The following is a 15,207-nucleotide window of genomic DNA, read 5'->3' on the forward strand; positions in this document are numbered from 1 at the left end:
TTAATTCTCCATCTCTTTATATTGATAAACATTTACCAATAATTTTTTCGCTTCCATCTCCCAGTTATAGTTCATCTCATAAGCATGACGGCCATTCAAACCTTCTTGCAAATATTTTTCTCTATTTTCAGCTCGTTTTTCTACAATGTTCACTAGTTTTTTAATATTGAACGGTGAACTAGTTTCTCCGCATTGATGTTTTTCTATAAAACTTTCCCAGTCTGGCAAATTAGTAGCCAAAATCGGTAAGGAAGCTGCCATATATTCATATAATTTTGTTGCCATCGAATTTCTATGATTCGGAATGTCATGTAATAGGCATAGTCCTAAATCAGCTGTACTGTATGCTTTCCAAATCTCTGGATAGGGAACTCGACCATACAACGTTACTACTTTTTCTAAATTGCATTTTTTTAAATATTCTTTAATTTCCATCTGTAGACTTTTAGTTATTGGACCCAATAACTCCAAACGATACTTGCTTGGAGATCCATTTTCCAAAGCATTCATAAGTTTTAACATCTCCCAAATTCCTCGCTCAGCGGTTATACTTCCTACATAAATCAATGTAAACGGCTTTATACCAATCTTTTTTCCTATCCGCTCAACATACACCGGAAAGTTATAAACAGAAGTGACACGCCTCTCTTCTAGATGAACGTAGTCATCACGATAAGATGCTTCAGCTAAAATGATATGATCACAGTAGCTCATGGTATATTTTTCCATGCCTAAAACCAGCTTTTTTAAAGGCTTTCTCAAAAAAGCAGGTATCCAGCTTTTTGTTTCAATATCTTTAGGGAAGTTTTCATGCATATCATAAATGAACTTTGAACCCATGGGTTTAACTTTCTTTAACTTTGGAAAAAGTATGAGCAGTTCGGGATCATGGATGTGATAATATTTAGCATCAGATTGCTTCGCCGCTTTATACAGCCTACGCCACCTAAAAACACGTGATAATTTCGATTTGCTTTCTGGTAAAACATGAATATTAATTCCCGGATATGTTTGCAATTGCATCCCATTATCAATTGCAAAGAAATCAACTTCAAATCCAGCTTTTGCTAAAGATAGTGCTTCTTTATAAAAAATCCGCGTATCATTCCAAACATGAACCGAACTGAACATCATTACTTTATTTTCTTTAACCATTCATTTTTCCCTTCCCTTTTTATTTAGAAACTGAGCCCAACTTCCATTCGATTTTCACATTATTATCATTGTTGATGGGGCTATATACTAGTGTATAGTTATCTGTTTGATTTTCAGGGATTGCAAAGTATGCATTACCAGTTAATTCTTTACCTGCTTCAATCATTTCTCCAAAGCTATCGTGGTAGCCGTAAGTCTTGATTTTATCGCCACTTCCAGTTTGTAAATAGAAGTCCCCTGCACCAACACCAAAGCTCATGTTCGTTTTATTTTTGATATTCATTTCGATAACTGTTAACTTTTTACCTTTTTCATTAAAAGTATCATCTTGTTTGTAAGTAAATTTCTTAGGCGTCATTTCAATGTCTTGCATAACTTTTGTTTTATTTAATTCTGAAGCGCTTTTTTCTGTAGTCTTTTTGCTTGTAGAAGTTGTTTTTGCATCAGCTGTTTTATCAGTTGCTGAATCACTGCTATTATTAGTAGAACTGCATCCTACTACTGTCACTGCTAGCATCGCTACTACCATTGTTGTAAATAAAAATTTTAAAACTTTTTTCATTTTATTCCTTCCTCACTCATTAAAAATATCCTCCCTTCTTCTTTTAGAAAGAAGAAGGGATTCTATTATAAATTATTTTGTTTCTTTAACTGTTGCACGAGCTAATTCTTTACCATTTGAAGTTTGTCCAGACACTTCAAGTTTACGCCCTGTATAATCTGCCGCATAAACTTTGAATGTACCATTTTGTAGATCAACCTGACCGTTACGTGTTTCTTTGCCATCTACGAACAATACTACTTTTTGGATTCCACCATCAAATGAACCAATAACACAGCCTTCATTCGCTGTTGCTACGAAATCTTTAGCAGTAATTGTCGATTTTTGGATAACATTAACTTTTTGTTTATACTCAATGCCACCTACTGTTGTCAAAACATACACATCTTGATCAACACTTGTTACAATGTCTTGTGCCCAGATTTCAAACGTTTTATCCGCAGTGTTTACTTGACCATTTCTACGTTGACCATCGACAATTAGCTCAATCTTCGTTACACCAGTACCTTCATAACTACCTGTAACTAAGCCTTCACCAATAGTATAATCTAATGGTTTCAACACTACTTCTTCACCTAAAACTGTGCTTGTTGCTTCACTTGTAGTCCAGTTTTCATCTTTAGCAACTACTTTAAAGGCATTACCAATAACATTCATATTTTTATTGTCGTTCACATAAATTGCATATGTTCCGTCTGCTTTCACTGGAACTTGTTTGATGAATTGATTATCTTTGTCGTATGCAGTTACATATTGCGCACCAACAGCAGTACCTGTCACAGTGCCTGTCCCAACATAATAAGGATCAATTGTTGGTTTTGCAAGATTTTTACGTTCTCTTACCGTATCACGATTAGAGCCTTTTCCACCGTGTCCATCAGATGCTTCAACTGTGAAATAGTTACCCACTGTATGCATTAATTCATTATCATTGACATATACGGAGTATGTTCCGTCTTCATTAACTGGAACTTCACGGATTTTTTTACCTTCGTGGTCATATACAGTAATTGTAGTTGCACCTTTTGGAGCTGTACCTTTTACATAACCTGCATTTACAAGATACGGATTGATAGTTGGCGCACCAAGTTTTCTTGGTAATACAACAGAGTTTTCAGAGCTTTCACTTGAACCTGCTTTTGCTACAACCGTAAATACATTCCCTACATTATGCATTTTATCGCTATTGTTTACATATGCACTATATGTGCCGTCTTCGTTAACTGGTACTTTATTAATTGGATTTCCTGAAGTATCAGCAGAATCATAAATCCAAATTTCTGTTGCGCCTTCTGGAGCTGTACCTGTAACAAATCCATCATTCACAATATAATCATCAATAGTTGGTTTTTCTAAATTTACTACTTCTTCAGTAACGATTGTAGTATCGCTTGATGATTGATCACCTAAAGTTGCTACAGCTTCTACTACTGTTCCTACTTCTTGTGTAGGAATATCAATACTGAAATTACCATTACTATCAACTTTTCCAGAACCGATAACTTTGTCGCCTACTTTAATTTCAATATCTGCATTTGGTTCAGCTGTACCAGTTGCTTTTGTAGAAGTAGTTGTCAAATCATTAAGAGTTGTTTGAATCATATCTCCTTCGTTAGCACCTGGACGGTTATCCCAAGAGATAGTTTTACTCTTAATTGGAAGTAATGAACCACCGCTCAAAAGACTAGACGATAATCTATCCTTCTTAGTTTCATAACCTTTAACTAAGAATTTATATTTGTTTTTCTTTTCAATTTGTTTTCCAGTATCTTGTTGCCATTTTTGAATATCAAATCTTAAGTCTAGTGTATTCCATAGAGCAGAAAAAGTTCCATCATAATTTGCTGTACGGTAAATTAATGTTTTATTGTCTTTATTGTAAACTATTGCATCATCATATTCTTTGTCTTTCCAAGAATTCAAATATGTGTAATGCTTTTGCGTGTTGTGTTTCACTTCTTTAAGTTGACCACTTTCAATAATATAATAGTTTACATTTTGTGTTGAATATCTTTCACGATTCCAAAGTAACCAACCCTCATCAATCGTTGTTGTTCTAGAAATCGAACTCATTTGAGGACTATCAGAACCTTCTGTACCATCATAAACTAAATAGTCATACCAATCGTCACTATCGAAGAATTCGTAGAATGCTGGATCTAAAGTGATTTCATTGTGCATTCTAATACGTTCAGTAGCTAATGAATCTGAAAAAGCAGTCCATGCAGCTGTGTGTAGGTTTAAATAATTACCATTTAAACTAGTTTTTCCGATGTTTCTAGCTCCATCAAAGCTTGCTGCATAGTAAAGACTTGCTGAACGTGATGATGCATTATTTTCATCTTCTTCTGTTGCTTCTTCATTTTTTATAGCTTGGCTTTTCTCATTTGACTCAGTAGCTGTTGCTTTATTGTCTTCTGCTGATGTTTCTTTTTCGCTAGTAGATCCTTCAGAGACTTGAATGCCGTCATTTGCTGTTGCTTCTTTATCCGCTGTTACTTGGATATTTTCATCTAGAACTTCCTCTGCGCTCGCAGCTAATGGCAATGCTGTTGTGATAACTTGACCTGCAACTAAGAGAATTGCAGTCCCTTTGATTAAACCTTTTTTCATTAATTCTTCTCCTTTGAATGTAAGTTTTTTGTCAGCAATCATTTGTCCAATTAACTCCCAAGATATATCGTCTTGAAGTTATATAGTCAAGATGCAATAATTACCGAATCTTTCTTTTTGAGAACTCTTAGATGTAAACTTATTTTTTGAGTCAGTAAAATGACTTAGTGCTTGAGTTTCCATTTGCTGCAGCAATAACCAATTGGCGACTCAACGTTTATTAGTATAATTCTAAATCTAGTCTCTAAAAAATCAAAAAATCAAATATTAAAAGCAACTTTTTGCGTAAAAAATTTTACTAAGGTTTATAAATCTAATTTGAAGCCTTTGTCATTACCATAAAAAAAATATCAAAACAAACAAAAAGGCACTTTTTATTTCTCGAATTTTGTTTTTTCCCACTTACTCACTATGTTTTAATACATGATACAGCTAATATTTCACGAGGGGGATTTAACATGCTAATTGGATTAGATTTATTTGACGCGAATATCGAACTTGAATGGAATCTATTGGAAATTCTTAGAAAGGAAGATAGGTGGTTTACTACGGAAGAGCTTGCCGCAAAGTTAGAAAAAACACCTGCTTTAATACTTAAATCTATCTCTCTTCTGAAAGATAATCTTGCAGACTTTAACAACAATCGAATTCAACTACATATATCAAAAGGACGCGGAGTCTATCTTGAGATACAAGAGAGCAATATAGATTTTGGGCTTTTTCTAATCTATTTAACTTCAAATACAACGATGTACAAGCTATTTTACAGTATTTTTACTGAGACATTTATTTCAACTAAAAAATTTGCGTACGAAAATTTCCTGAGCGAAACTACCGTTAGAAGGCAGATAACAAAGATGCGTGAAGCTATTACGCCCTATCACCTCTCTTTTACTCGAAGCGAAGTTAATGTTATTGGTGACGAAATTCAAATCCGTTTCTTTATGAATATGGCATTTTGGAGACTGTTTGCGGGAAAAGCATGGCCGTTCTCACAAGTTGATGAGAAACATTTACAATATGTAGTAACTAGACTGCTACAAAAAATAAATCTTGAATTAAATCTTGTACAGAAGCAGCAAATTATCTATTTCCTTGCTATTGGTACTATAAGACGCCGGAATGGGCATTATATTCCTTTTAATCCTAGTTGGGAGGAGCTTCTAACAAACAATAGCGGCTATTCCCTCTTCAAAAAGCATATTTCAGAATTCACACCTACTATTAAATTACACGATGGAGAAATCGCTTTTCTTTACTTCTTGATGATTATCCAAAGTAAGACACCCCAAATCACACCTTTGCTTCTATCAAATTATAGAACCAATCATGTAAACAACTCCCGCTTGTTTCGAGCAAATAAACTTTTCATTGAAAAGTTTGAGGCTGAATTTTCCCCCATTCCCAATGCTAAAAAGAGATTATTTACGTTAACTGCCTTTTCCGACCATTTATTCGCAAGTCTCACAACTAATTTTTCAACAGGAATCAGTGGTTCTAAGTTCTTACCTTATACGCAAAATAAGTTAGTTAATTTGAAAAATAAAATCGATTATCTACTTGATACATTATACGAAGAAAGTCATGACTCTATTTTTCTTGAAAAGAAATATTTAGCACCTAAATATGCCCTTCTTTTAAATTTATTTTCATCCTTACATATTTTCGAACGTGAAATTAAGGTGCGGCTTGAAACAGATATGTCATATATTATGAACAAAAGTATCATTCACGAACTAAAAGCGGCATTTGTAAATAAATTTAATTTGCGTTTTATTGAGGTTGAAAGTGACGAAGAAGCTGACTTGATTTTAACGAATATTCCACTTGAAAGATTGATAAATCATCATGTCCACTCAAAAATTGTTTCTATTCATCGTAAACTAGCGCCCCGTGATTTAACTCTAATCAATTCCGCTTTAGAAAAACTGAACTAAAATCAAAAAAACAACTCCTATAATTGTCTTTTTGACATTTTCTAGACATCTTGCTGTTTTATAATAAAATCTGGAAGAATATTATAGAAGGAGTAAAAAAATGACTTTTATTAACCCTTGGGATGAACGATTCATTTATAAAATTCAGTTCACTCTCCCTAGCCAGCCAGAACGTCTTTTCACTCGAACAATTATAGAAAAAGATTTGTTTGATGAAGAAACAATAACTAAACGATGGCTTCGTGTATTTCCTGAAACCCGCGTTGAAAATGTTTATTTTACAAACGAAGCAATGGAAATGAATGAGCGAAAATATAAAGCCCTTATCAATAAGAAATAATTACTTCCCCCCCTTTTTTTAAGTTTAGAAAGGGGGGATTTTTATAAAAAAACAGTAAGCCTTATTCAGGCTTACTGTTTTTACGCACGTTTTCTCTTAATAATTTGGATAGCTATGGCAATTAAGATTGCACCAAGAATGACTGAAAATCCAATCCAATCTCCTGTGCTCGGAAGCTTATTATTCCCTGATTCATCTGGTTTCCCTGGCTTAGACGGTTCTTTAGTTCCTAAGTCTTTTTCATTGTACTTGACTAATTCAATAACAGTCTCATAGTTACTTTCTGTAATTTCGAAATCAACAGGTTCACTATTAAGAATATATCCATCTTTTGCCTCTGTTTCAATAAATGAATATTTGCCTAGAGCCAGATTTTTAACTTGAATTTTCCCATCATTATCTGTAACGAGATTACTAATTACAACTCTTCCGTCCGCATCCAACAGTTTAAAATGTGTTTTACTTAATGCTTCTTTTGTATCCTTATCGAGCTTCTCAAGCTGAACTGTACCTAACATCTCATCATTCAGCTTAATAAGTTCTATTGTCGTATCGTAATTGTCTTTCGTAATTTCAAACTCAACAGGCTCACTATTTAAAATGTATCCATCTTTTGCCTCAGTTTCAATAAATGAATATTTGCCTAGCTTTAGATTCTCTACAAAAATTTGGCCAAGTTCATTTGTTACTAGGTTCTCTTGTACCACATTGCCCTGTTCGTCCACTAAGTTAAAGCTTACATCACTCAATTCTTTTTTATTCCGGCTATCTTTTTTAGTTAGTTGAACGGATCCGAGCATTTCTGTATTATCAATAGTGATTTCAACCGTTTCACTTTTCTCACTACTAATAGTCACATTATGTGCAGATTCATCCAATACATAGTTATCAGGCGCTTTAGTTTCTATCAATTCATAATTTCCTGGCAAGAGGTTTTCAAATAGATATTCTCCATTCTCATCAGTTGTTCCTGTATAAACCTCTCCGCTTTCAGATTCCAGTTTAAATTCTGCACCTTTTAATTTTTCACCAGTAGCTCCGTCTTGCTTAATGACCTTAAGTGCCCCTTTTATTAATTTATTTTCCTTTTGTAATTCTATAGGGGTAATGCTATTATTTGTCACCTCAAAATTGATAGGTGTACTATCTAGCTCGTAGCCATCCGGCGCCTCTGTTTCAACTAAATAATAGTTTCCTGGCAATAAATCAAGAAAAGTTAATTCTCCATTTTCATTTGTTATACCAGTTTGGATAAGCTGATTATCGCTATTAAACAAGTTGAATTTTGCTCCTGCAAGAAGGTTGCCAGTTTCTCCGACTTTCTTCAAGATGACTGTTCCATCAATTTTCTTTGTGGTTACTGTATTTGAATTATAATTAATTCCATTTAGATTTATTTGTCCCGTATTAGATACACTATCACCTGGATTTAAAGCAGAGGTATTAACTTCAAAACTTACACTTTGGCGTTCACCAATTGGAATATCTTCCTTTACAGTTAGTGTTAGGAGGTTATCTTGCTCTGTAATTTCAAACATCTCACTATTCTCCGTAATCCCAACATACACTAAACGATCATCTAATTTATCCGTGAACGTTTGTCCTGCTTTGATTGTTCCTGTAATAGAAGCGAGTGTCAATGTATAGGTAAGTTTTGTATCGTTCTTAGTTACTACTGTTTTATCCACAGATTTATTTAGGACTTTATTAAAATTATCATTCCCATTAAGTCTAGCTAAAACTGTATCTGATTTTGTGACTTCATCACTAGTAAGCGTAGCTGTGTTCTTATAAATATCTAGATTTTCAGTGACATTAACTTTGTATTCAATCAAATATGAGTCAGCCATACCAACATGATTAAATGTGACTTTTAATTCTTGAGTGTTTGCATTAAATGAAATATTATCTTTAAATTGGCTCGTTACGTATGTTCTTGAATCATCCTCATTAACACGAATAATCCTAATACCATCTACAGTTGATGAATCCGTTGCAATAACCCCATCTGTTAATCGTGGATTTGGATCCACCTGCAAACCTTGCGGGATTGTATCATTAACTGTAACATTGTTTAATTCAGCAGTCTGAAAAGGATTCACTGCTAAATGATATGTGTTATAACGTGATTGCGTCGTATTAAGTAATCCCACACCGTTCGAATCGACAGACCCTTTCCACCATTTCTCAAATGGAGACGGTTCTCCGCCTTCACTTGGCTTAATAGAAACTGTTTTAGAAACCTCTTGCCCATTATATTCTACTTTAAATGTTTGCTCTGGGTTAATTGTCGTATCTGGCCTCATCAACGGAGCTTGGAAAACTATATTAAACGAGGCAGACCATGCACCATTTTCACTAAATTCTGGGTTAGGTCTAACATAAACTACCATATAATCCGAATCGCTTGCTGAAGGGTTTTCTAAACTAACAAATTCAAAGGCACCTTCCTCTGAATGTAAGTCCTCCACATCACCTGCCGAAAATATTTCTCTAGGTATCGATACTGCAATAAGACCATTTTCATCTACAATCGCTCCTGCATCCGCACTTAATGTTACTTGTAAGTTTACTTGCTCTTGACTACCAATCGGATCATTAACATCTAATGAAATCCCTATATTTCCCACTTTATTCTGGAAATCAGCTTCTGTATCATTCTGCGCTGCGATACCAGTCCCTGAAAGAAACGTAGAAAACATAACAAGACACGCTATCACTATCATTGCTATTTTCTTACTCACATTATTCATCTCCTTTTTGTAATTTAACTTTCATCAATTACAATCCTATATATTAATAGAATCAATGTTATTCTATTAAAGTTTCAATACAATTAGGAGCCAAGATTACGCTTTTTAAAAGACGGAATTTGGTTTCTCGCATCAGAATGAATAATGTAAAAAAAAAAGATTTTAGCGATGCTAAAATCTTTTTATGAAACACATTCGTGAAGATTGGCCGGCTTATCCAGGAAATATCCCTGCTGCAAGTTCAAACCGATGCTTTGGAATTCTTCTGACATACTAAAATCCTCAATATTTTCTAATATGAATTGCTTTTTGCTTTGCACGGCAAAATTTTGCCATGCCTCTACAAATAATTTAGCCGTAGATAGTTTAAGATTACGCACTGAAAACTTAAATCCATCAACAACTGGTGTATAATAAGTAGCTCGCTCAAGACTATTAATGCCGCAACTAACATCGTCCAGCAAAATCTTATATCCCATAGATTTTAAAGAGGAGATTTTGCCGTATAAATAGGCATCAATTTCTTTCAATGTAAGGTGATGTTTATGCTCAGGTATTAGCATTAAATCTTCAGTGATTTCAATTGTTATATTATCGGAGTATTTACGTAACCGTTCCAACATTTGTAAAGTTTCAATATAAAAAAATTGTGTAGAATTGATATTTATGGAGACTGGGGCGAAGTTTAAATTTTTCAGTGCTTTTTCGACTTCATTTTGAAACCACTCCACAAAAAACGAATACTTTGTTTCCATAAATTCCTGTTGGAAAATTACTTCTGGAAATCCCCATCTTCCTTTTTCGAATTTTCTTAAAAGCAGCTCATACATGATAATTTCATCTTTGTCTATATCATGAATCTCCTGTACAAATAAACTATAATTTTTAAACATATCTCTACCCTCTTTTCCGTTTGTCTATAGTTTATTCTACAAGCTTTATGTTTAAACCGTAATCAGATTTCCATTTTTCAAACCATGCTTTTTGCAAAATTTCAATTAAAACAGGAAGATACATTTCATTCCTACTTTTAGTGGGTAAACACAATATTAGGGAGGAGTGATTAATTTATGAAAATCGGTATTGAGATATTCGACCAGACTGTGGAAAGTGAATTAGCTGTGCTAAGAATCCTTCGAAGTGAAAATCGTTGGTTTACTACTGAAGAAATTAGCGAGCTTTCAAAACTTAACACTACACAAACACTAAAAATCCTTAAGCGACTGATTAGTGATATGGAAGCTTTTGGAACAGATTATATGGAAGTCTTTTTTTCAAAAGGAAAAGGTGCTAGGTTCGTTACTAAGCGCGCTGATGCCAACCCTCGAAAGTTTCTTATTTTTTTGGTTGAAGAAACTATTGGTTTTAATTTGTTTACAGCTATTTACAATGAAGATTATACCTCTGCATCAAACTTCGCTATGGAGCACTTTGTTAGTGACGCAACTGTTCGGCGTCAACTTAATAAATTCAGAACTTCCATTCAACCTCTTGGACTTGATTTATCGCGGAGTGACGCAATATTAACAGGAGAAGAAACACAAATTAGATTATTTTTAAACATGGCCCTCTGGAAAATTTACGCTGGTGAAGGATGGCCATTTGAAGGGGTCAGCGAACAACGCATGGAATACATCGCAGAAAATATCCTCACTCATTCAGACTTAAACGTTACGCCCATTCAAAAAAGACAGCTCGTTTTCTTGCTTGCAATTGGCATCATTCGGAGAAGAAATAATCATTTTATTGAGTGTAAGGAATCTTGGCACGAATTAATTCAAAATAATGAAAGTTTTACTCATTTTAAAACATTGATATCTCCTTTTGCTTCATTTAGCGAGAGCCATCCTGGGGAAATTGCATTTTTATTTTTCTTACTTATCATTCAAAGCGAAAATATTCAAATTATTAAGTTCCTTGAGAAAAATTTTGAAGAGAATAAAAAAAATAATACCGTAGTCTATAGGGCTACTGAAAAACTTGAGGAAAAGTTACAAAAATATATTGCGCCCGTGCCTGAAGAATTGCACAAGGTATTTTTACTAAATGCCTTTTCCTATCACCTCTTTGCACATATCTTCCATAATTTTTCAACAGATTTAAATGGCTATGACTACTCTATTATCATTGATTCTCCTTTCGGCAACCCTATCCTAACTCACTTGAAAAGCAATATTCAAGAGTTGATTAAAGAACTACGCACAGAAACAAATTTTTCTCTTTTTCAAGAAGAAAATTATTTGATTTCAAAATACGGTCTGCTGTTTAGTCTTCTAAATGCCCAAACTTCTTTTGAACCCTTAATTAAAATAAAAATCTCCACTGATTTACCCTTCCTTGTTAACTTGCGTTTAAAAGAAAGAATTTCAACTGTATTTAAAGATAGCTATAACATTGAATTTCTTGATGCGTCAGAAAGTAATCATGGAGATATTTTATTAACTAATATTACGCTTCCACGAGATGGTCCTGAATATAAACAAGTTCGGATAGCTTTTATAAATCGCATCCTAACTTTTAGAAATATTATCATGCTTAATCAAAACTTATATGAACTTTCACAAGAAAAAAAAGAGGACAAATGACCTCTTCAGATTGAAAAAAATTAGGAACTAATCTATCGTAGGTTAGTTCTTTTTCATATACTTCTTAATTGGCATCGGTCGCCCGTAATAATACCCTTGGAAATAATCGACGCCCATTTCACGTAAAATGGCAATTTCCGCTTCGGTTTCGATTCCTTCGGCGATAATTGGGCAGCCTAGGTCGTGGCTTAGATTGACAATCGCACGCATGATAATTCGCTGGCGCTCGTTCGTTTTAATCAGAGAGATGAAGCTTGGATCGATTTTAATGAAGTCAACTGGTAAGGCGCGCAAATAGGTGAGGGAGCTGTAGCCTTTGCCGAAATCATCGAGGCTAACTGTTGGGCCGAGCGACTTAATTTTCATTAAGTTGTGGCATGCTTCGGTGAGGTGGGTGATTTCTGTGCGTTCGACAATTTCGAGATTAAGTGCCCCGGGGTGTTTCATGGTCAGCCTAATCCGGTCATAGAGCGCATCCATGTAAGCATCGTCGATAACATCACTGGAAATAACATTGACCGAAATCGTATATTTTCCTTCAAAAGCATCAATTTGTTTCATAACAGTGTTTATAACGAAATTTTGCATGGTTCTTTCGGCCTTTTGCTTCGCCACTTCTCTGAAAAAATCAATTGGGGTCAAAATGCCTTTTTCTGTTTGCAGGCGAACTAAAGCTTCGAAGCCAACGATTTTTTCAGTCGTGGCCTCAACTTTGGGCTGATAGTAAACTAAATACTTTTCATTTCGCACGGCTTTCACAATTTCATTCGTTGAAATCTCCACTTCATCGCTTCCTTTCGGTTCTATTCTACTCTAAAAGCTGATTTTATAAAACAAATAACAAAAAATTGACGTAAATGATACATTTTACGGTTGTTGGTTTGATTTTGCTTTGATAAAATAAATTTAAGCGCATTTTTAGTTAGCGCTTACAAATCGCCTAGTGCGGAAAAGGGAGAGTATGATTGTGAAAAAAATAATGAGAAAAGTATCACACGTTTTACTCGCAGCAGGCTTAACACTTAGTTTTAGCTTACCAGTTGCAACTACAAATGCCCATGCGGCAGAAACAACTGTACCTATTCAACTTCTTGGCGTGAATGACTTTCACGGGGCGCTGAATACGACCTCAAAAGATGTGAACGGGGCAGCAATTGGGGGCGCAGATTATCTTTCGGCCAATCTTGATAAGGCGGAAGCTAGTTTTATCGCGGATAACCCGGGCGCATCAGCTGTGAACTCGCTTCGTGTTCAAGCTGGAGACATGGTGGGCGCTAGTCCGGCGGTTTCTGGCTTACTTCAAGATGAGCCGACGATGAAAGTTTTAAATGAAATGAACTTCAAAATTGGCACACTGGGAAATCACGAATTTGACGAAGGGCTCCCTGAATACAAACGGATTTTAGACGGCGTTTCCACTAATAAATTCGGACCGATTGTTGAAAATTATCCGCGTGTTAAAAGCGACATGCAAATTGTTGCCGCGAACGTGGTTAACAAGGGAACCGACACAGTCGCAGAAGGATTTAGTCCCTATGTGATTGAAGAAATTGGCGGCGTAAAAGTTGGCTTCATCGGCATCGTGACGACCGAAATTCCTAATCTTGTTTTAGCCGACTACATAAAAGACTACGACTTCCTAAACGAAGCTGACACAGTCGTAAAATATTCCAAAGTATTGCGGGATCAAGGCGTGAATGCGATTGTCGTGCTCTCTCACGTTCCAGCGCTTACGTCAGGAAATCCGACGAATCAAACGGATCAGACTGTGTCAGGCGACGCGGCAGCGATGATGGAAGCGGTGAACCAGAAGGATGCTAACAACTCAGTCGACATCGTTCTCGCAGGGCATAACCATCAATACACGAACGGCGTTGTTGGGAAAACACGCATCGTACAAAGCTATAACAACGGCAAGGCCTTTTCAAATGTAACAGGTGAACTTGATCCGGCGACGGGCGATTTTGTTAGCACACCAAACGCAAAAATCGAGTACAATTACCGCACGGGCACGCCTGATGCGACGGTTGCAGCCATTACTCAAGATGCTGCTGACCGAATTGCGTCCACCATCACCGAACCAATTGGGCATACTGCAAACGGGACCATTTCCCGTGAAACCAATTTGGAGGGCGCAGCAATTGATACGAAAGAATCTGCACTCGGCAATTTAATTACCGATGCCCAGCGCTACATGGCGAAAAAAGCCGGCGTTGATGCCGATTTCGCGATGACAAATAATGGCGGCATTCGCGCTGACCTTATCACAACAGGCAACAATGAAATCACGTGGGGTGCGGCTCAAGCCGTTCAACCATTCGGAAATATTTTGCAAGTCGTCAAATTAAATGGCGCCACCATTCTTGAAGCACTCAACCAGCAGTATGGCAACGGCGAAAAATATTTCCTTCAGATTTCGGGATTAAAATATACGTACACGGATAATGCTGACCTAGACCAAGTTTACCGCGTTGTAAGCGCGACAACAGACGACGGCTCGCCACTTGACCCGAACAAAGAATACACCGTCATCATTAACGACTTCCTCTACGGCGGGGGTGACGGGTTCCAAGCTTTCACAAAAGGGCAACTTGTTTCAGCGATTGACCCCGACACCGAAACATTTATCAACTACATTAAAAATCAAACGGCAGAAGGAAAAGTCATTACTGCCGAAAAAGAAGGCCGTAAGACATACAAAACAGCAGCGCAACTCGAAGAAGATGCCATTTCTGCTATAAAAAAGGCAACAAAATTCAACACTTTGGCTGAAAAGGATAAAACTTTTTCTGGCGTGACGCTTCCGGGGGCAACTGTCTCCGTCCAAAAAGGCGGTAACGCAAACCTACGTGCGGCAAACGATTTGACGGCGACAGCGGACGCAAATGGCGCCTTCCAAATTGACGTGTCAGCACTCGGCCTCAAAGCTCGCGATACGCTTTCTGTAGTCGTGACAGACACATCTGGCTACAGCACACCGTTTAGCGTGACCGTAGCTGCCGCAGCAACAGACCCTGGTGACGGCGCCATAACACCTACGCCCGAAAACCCAAGCCCAGATGGAACCACCCCAACTGTAACCCCTGACAAAAACCCATCTGGCGACAAAAACACCGTCCAAACGGGCGCAAATGCAGCAAGCAAACCTAGCAAGCTGCCAGAAACAGGTGACCTTGTCGGAATTGCATCGCTTATCGGCCTAATCCTAACTGGCACAGCCGTTTACGCATTGCGTCGCAAGCAATAAACCAAACAAAAAGAA

At 36.4% G+C, this 15,207-nt stretch carries 10 protein-coding genes; 4 read left to right on the top strand and 6 right to left on the bottom strand.

The window, feature by feature from the left end; genetic code table 11:
• The 3 genes from CFT42_RS08710 to CFT42_RS08720 form a co-directional block, all read right to left on the bottom strand.
• A complete protein-coding gene (locus CFT42_RS08710; protein ID WP_088815919.1) occupies window positions 1–1,155 on the bottom strand; it encodes a glycosyltransferase family 4 protein in 1,155 nt (384 codons plus the stop codon).
• Between the two features lie 19 nt (window positions 1,156–1,174).
• Window positions 1,175–1,717, bottom strand: coding sequence for a DUF4352 domain-containing protein (locus tag CFT42_RS08715; protein ID WP_088810813.1), 543 nt, complete (start codon window positions 1,715–1,717; stop codon window positions 1,175–1,177).
• Window positions 1,718–1,789: 72 nt separating this feature from the next.
• Window positions 1,790–4,372, bottom strand: a complete 2,583-nt coding sequence (locus tag CFT42_RS08720; RefSeq protein ID WP_088810814.1) for an Ig-like domain-containing protein — start codon at window positions 4,370–4,372, stop codon at window positions 1,790–1,792.
• A gap of 416 nt (window positions 4,373–4,788) precedes the next feature.
• Between CFT42_RS08720 and CFT42_RS08725 the strand changes: the two genes are divergently transcribed.
• Entirely contained in the window at window positions 4,789–6,267 is a 1,479-nt protein-coding gene (locus CFT42_RS08725) for an AcpB/EbpR/MafR family transcriptional regulator (RefSeq protein WP_088810815.1), read from the top strand.
• 100 nt (window positions 6,268–6,367) lie between these two features.
• Window positions 6,368–6,607 carry a hypothetical protein gene (locus CFT42_RS08730; protein ID WP_088810816.1) on the top strand — a complete coding sequence of 80 codons (240 nt, stop codon included), beginning with the start codon at window positions 6,368–6,370 and terminating at the stop codon, window positions 6,605–6,607.
• Between the two features lie 80 nt (window positions 6,608–6,687).
• Here the strand turns inward: CFT42_RS08730 and CFT42_RS08735 are convergent, their stop codons facing one another.
• The gene (locus CFT42_RS08735; protein ID WP_088810817.1) at window positions 6,688–9,351 is read right to left on the bottom strand and encodes an MSCRAMM family protein; all 2,664 of its coding nucleotides are present in this window, start codon (window positions 9,349–9,351) and stop codon (window positions 6,688–6,690) included.
• A gap of 191 nt (window positions 9,352–9,542) precedes the next feature.
• Entirely contained in the window at window positions 9,543–10,253 is a 711-nt protein-coding gene (locus tag CFT42_RS08740; protein WP_088810818.1) for an EAL domain-containing protein, read from the bottom strand.
• Between the two features lie 177 nt (window positions 10,254–10,430).
• Between CFT42_RS08740 and CFT42_RS08745 the strand changes: the two genes are divergently transcribed.
• The gene (locus CFT42_RS08745) at window positions 10,431–11,945 is read left to right on the top strand and encodes a helix-turn-helix domain-containing protein (RefSeq protein ID WP_088810819.1); all 1,515 of its coding nucleotides are present in this window, start codon (window positions 10,431–10,433) and stop codon (window positions 11,943–11,945) included.
• A gap of 42 nt (window positions 11,946–11,987) precedes the next feature.
• Here the strand turns inward: CFT42_RS08745 and CFT42_RS08750 are convergent, their stop codons facing one another.
• Window positions 11,988–12,728 carry an EAL domain-containing protein gene (locus tag CFT42_RS08750; protein WP_088815920.1) on the bottom strand — a complete coding sequence of 247 codons (741 nt, stop codon included), beginning with the start codon at window positions 12,726–12,728 and terminating at the stop codon, window positions 11,988–11,990.
• Window positions 12,729–12,906: 178 nt separating this feature from the next.
• On the opposite strand from CFT42_RS08750, the gene CFT42_RS08755 reads away from it, so the two are divergent.
• A complete protein-coding gene (locus CFT42_RS08755) occupies window positions 12,907–15,192 on the top strand; it encodes a bifunctional metallophosphatase/5'-nucleotidase (RefSeq protein WP_088815921.1) in 2,286 nt (761 codons plus the stop codon).
• Window positions 15,193–15,207: the final 15 nt, after the last annotated feature.

Source organism: Listeria goaensis (genome assembly GCF_900186125.1).
Classification (GTDB): domain Bacteria; phylum Bacillota; class Bacilli; order Lactobacillales; family Listeriaceae; genus Listeria; species Listeria goaensis.

Excerpts from the sequence above, each read along its gene's own strand:
- CFT42_RS08715 (WP_088810813.1), bottom strand. The coding sequence starts at position 1,717 with ATGAAAAAAGTTTTAAAATTTTTATTTACAACAATGGTAGTAGCGATG.
- CFT42_RS08725 (WP_088810815.1), top strand. The coding sequence starts at position 4,789 with ATGCTAATTGGATTAGATTTATTTGACGCGAATATCGAACTTGAATGG.
- CFT42_RS08740 (WP_088810818.1), bottom strand. The coding sequence starts at position 10,253 with ATGTTTAAAAATTATAGTTTATTTGTACAGGAGATTCATGATATAGAC.
- CFT42_RS08755 (WP_088815921.1), top strand. The coding sequence starts at position 12,907 with ATGATTGTGAAAAAAATAATGAGAAAAGTATCACACGTTTTACTCGCA.
- CFT42_RS08720 (WP_088810814.1), bottom strand. The coding sequence starts at position 4,372 with ATGATTGCTGACAAAAAACTTACATTCAAAGGAGAAGAATTAATGAAA.
- CFT42_RS08710 (WP_088815919.1), bottom strand. The coding sequence starts at position 1,155 with ATGGTTAAAGAAAATAAAGTAATGATGTTCAGTTCGGTTCATGTTTGG.
- CFT42_RS08730 (WP_088810816.1), top strand. The coding sequence starts at position 6,368 with ATGACTTTTATTAACCCTTGGGATGAACGATTCATTTATAAAATTCAG.
- CFT42_RS08745 (WP_088810819.1), top strand. The coding sequence starts at position 10,431 with ATGAAAATCGGTATTGAGATATTCGACCAGACTGTGGAAAGTGAATTA.